Source organism: Microbacterium sp., from assembly GCF_030149085.1.
In the GTDB taxonomy this organism is placed as follows: Bacteria; Actinomycetota; Actinomycetes; order Actinomycetales; family Microbacteriaceae; genus Microbacterium.
This window is the reverse complement of record NZ_JASBSF010000240.1, coordinates 1-3,376: the sequence shown is the minus strand read 5'-3', so window position 1 is coordinate 3,376 and position 3,376 is coordinate 1. Positions and strand designations below refer to the sequence as shown.

The window sequence follows — 3,376 nt, the reverse complement described above, 5'->3', positions numbered from 1 at the left end:
TGACCAGGGTCTAACGTGGGGGTGACAAGGCGACTGATGGTCCGCCCTTGGAACCGGGCGGACCGGAAACAAGGAGGTCAAGATGGACACGAACATCGTCGGCGTGGGAGTCGGTATCACCGATCGCTTCCGCTCGGTCGTCGAAGAGAAACTCGTCCGGATCGAACACCTCGCACCCCGTGCGCAGCGCATCGATGTCAAGGTCACCCACCGCACCTACCGTACGGGTCGGGTCGAAGACCACACTGTCGAGCTCACGCTCACCGGCAAGGGTCCGCTCGTGCGCGCTGAAGCAACCGATGCCGACAAGTTCACGGCGCTCGACTTGGCTGTCGACAAGCTGTGCGAGCAGTTGCGCCGCGCCAAGGACAAGAGGGTGGATGCCCGAAACCACCCCCGTAAGGCGAGTTTCGACAAGGAGCGCGGTGAGCTCGACGGAATCGACATTCAGCCCGCATCGGCAGACGTGCTTCGGCGTGTGGCGACCGGCGAGGTGCCGATCGTCGACGGTGAGGATGACGAGGCTTACACACCCGTCGTGATCCGTACGAAGGAATTCGAGGCCGAGTGGATGACGGTCGAGGATGCCGTCGACCGGATGGAACTGGTCGGGCACGACTTCTTCCTGTTCATCAACGCCGCAACCGATCACCCGAGCGTGGTCTACCGCCGCAAGGGCTGGGACTACGGTGTGATCTCCCTCACGACAGAGGCGAGCCCGGCGGCCCTGGTGAGCTGACCGCCCGCGGCACTGCCGCGAGATAGAGGAACGGATGCCGCGGGCCCACCAGCTCGCGGCATCCGTCTTTCAATCGAAGATTCCGTCGAGGATGCTGCCGATCACCAGACCCCCGAGGATTCCTCCGACGAGGTCCGAACCGCCGCCGGCGCGGCGACCGAAGCCCTCCATGGGACCGCCCCACTGCGGCGGTGGACCCGCCGCGGGACGGGATGCGTCGATGTCGCGCTGGGCATACCGCAGCGCGTCGCCTGCCAGCTGGGCGGAGCGGCGAGCGAACTCCAGCGCCTGCTCGCGGTCGTCCTCGGGGATGGTGGGGACGGTCGCGGCGGAGCCTCCGACGACGCGGTCCAGGTCTGCCCGGACGCGCTCGGCTTCGGCAAGGCGCGTGCGTGCGTCAGCACCGATCCAGCCCCGGTGGCCGGCAATGACGTCTCGGGCCACCGCGAGCTGGCGGTCGGCGTCATCGATCGCGTTTCGCACATGACCGAGCTCCGGAATCGGTCGGGATGCGCGTTCGAGCGCCGCGGCCACTGCCGCATCGAGTGCCGCGTTCGCTTCCCGCATCCGGGTCAAGTGCTCGAACGGATCGGTGTTCACTCCGGCGGCGGGAAGCGCGGAGAGGGCAGCTTGCAGTCCTGACATCGCCTGGACAACGGCGGGAACCTGGGGGGCGGTTCGCGCAGCGATCAGATCCCCGCGCGAGTCTTCGACGATCGCGCCGAGTGTTGCTTCCGCGCGGAGGGCCTCGACCTCGAAGGTTTCGACGGCATCCACCAAGGTCTCGGCGCGACGAGCCGCTTCCGTCGCGGCTTCCATCGCGAGATTCGCTTGCTCTCGCTGCCCGGCTTCCCGCCGACGCTCGGCGACTCCCGCGCTGTGTTCGGCAAAGCTCAGGAGCTGTTCGGCTTCCGCGGGGTTTACAGCAACACCCTCCAACGCGCGAGTGGAGTACCTCGTGGCAAGCCGCTCGACGGTGTCCCGGGCGTGCGGGATGCGTTCCCGGACGCGGGCAGCGTCCGTGCGAACGCGGGCGATGATTTCAGGCGCACGACGTGCCCGCTCGATCGGCTCGGCCAGGGCAGCCATCCGGTCTTCGAGGAGGTCTTCTGCCCAGTCGCACAACTGAATGATGCGGGAGTTGCGGGTGCGCAGTTCGTCGGCGGTGTCGGGAATCTCGTCGTGGTTGAGCTGGTGCAGGTGGAAGGCCTCCTGCATGTGGGTTCGCACCGAATCGAGCGCGGCGCGCAGGTCGCCGACGGCGCCTGGGCCGAGTTCGGCTTCGGCGAACGAGACCTCGTCTGCGGCGAGACGAATATGCTCGTCGGCCGCAACGAGCGAGCTCTGTGCGCGGCGCGCGAGGTCGGCATCCTGTTGCGCCGTCTCGGCCTGTTCACGCTTGCGTCGTCCCCAAAAACCGGCCATGCCTTGATCCTAGAATCGCGCAGCCGTGTTCGGGCTGAGCGCTCAGACGCGCAGGGTGTCGATGACGCGTGAGCGCACCGCCACAAGCGCGGGAAGGAATCCCGCCAGCGCGCCGATGGCGACAGATGCGATGAGCCCGGTGATCGCGGCACGAACGGGGAAGGGTGGCACGTCCTGCAGAGCGCCGAACATGGCCAGCACCATGGGCGTGCGCATGATGGCGACGGCCAGCACGATTCCGATGACGCCGGCAACCGCGGTGGCGACGACGCTCTCGAGAAGGACCGCCGTGAAGATCCGGCCGGCGGTGGCTCCGAAGCTGCGGCGAACCCCGATCTCTCGAATGCGCTGGCGCATGGCTACCAGTTGGATGTTGACCAGCCCCAACCCGCCGAGCACGAGGATCAGGACGGCTATCGAACCGGTGACGAGTTCGAACATCGCAGCGGACGCCTGCGCATCGGGACGCGAACCCCAGTCGGTGCGCGTGACCGATACCTGCACCTGATCCCCGGCCGCGGCGCGGACATCCGATGCCAGGAGTGCTCCGACCGTCGGGACGATCTCTTCGGGTACCCACAGCTCCCACGTGACCCCGGTATCGGTGGGGAGCGCATCCACACGGTCCCGGTACCCGTCGTACAGCATCCAGATCTGCTTGTTCGAGTCCCACTCGCCCTCGCGCGGCGCGACGCCGACGATGGGGAACGTGCCTCCCGCGGCGCCAACCACCTCGATCGTCGGGTGGGTCGCGAGCGGCGGTGCTCCGAGGGCAGTCCACAGCGGGTAGCTGATCACGACGGGCGGCGCCAGCAGCCCCTCGTCACCCGGCACGAACCAGCGGCCTTCGGCAACTGTCGATCGATGGATGACGGGGTAGGCGGGGTCCACCAGCATCGTTGTGACGGGTCTGACCCACTCCGGAGTCTGTACCTGCAGGGTCACGGATGCGGCGAGCCGCGAGATGGAGGATAGATCGAACCGTGCGGCGGCGCCCGAGACATCCTCGTCGAAGCTGTCCCAGTCCATGGGGGCCCCGTCGGTGGTGGATGCCGACACCGAGATCGTGGCGACGCGACCGCCGTACCGGTCTGACTGTTCGGCTGCCGCCTGCCGCTGGTAGTCGCCGAGCGCGACGACCGCGGTCAGTGCGGCAACCGAGACGGCGATACCGATCAGGCTCAGTAGGACCCGCAGCTTGTGGTGGCGCAG

At 67.6% G+C, this 3,376-nt stretch carries 3 protein-coding genes; 1 reads left to right on the top strand and 2 read right to left on the bottom strand.

The window, feature by feature from the left end; genetic code table 11:
- The first annotated feature begins 82 nt into the window (after positions 1–82).
- Positions 83–739, top strand: a complete 657-nt coding sequence (raiA, locus tag Q1V87_RS09800; RefSeq protein WP_300592105.1) for a ribosome-associated translation inhibitor RaiA — start codon at positions 83–85, stop codon at positions 737–739.
- 69 nt (positions 740–808) lie between these two features.
- Here raiA and Q1V87_RS09795 read toward each other — a convergent pair whose 3' ends face one another.
- On the bottom strand, positions 809–2,164 hold the full coding sequence (locus Q1V87_RS09795; protein ID WP_300592103.1) for a hypothetical protein: 1,356 nt from the start codon (positions 2,162–2,164) through the stop codon (positions 809–811).
- A gap of 42 nt (positions 2,165–2,206) precedes the next feature.
- Positions 2,207–3,376, bottom strand: a 1,170-nt coding sequence (locus tag Q1V87_RS09790) for an ABC transporter permease (protein ID WP_300592101.1), incomplete at its 5' end; no start/stop codon positions are given.

Coding starts and splice junctions, on each gene's coding strand:
- Q1V87_RS09795 (WP_300592103.1), bottom strand. CDS start 2,164: ATGGCCGGTTTTTGGGGACGACGCAAGCGTGAACAGGCCGAGACGGCG.
- raiA (WP_300592105.1), top strand. CDS start 83: ATGGACACGAACATCGTCGGCGTGGGAGTCGGTATCACCGATCGCTTC.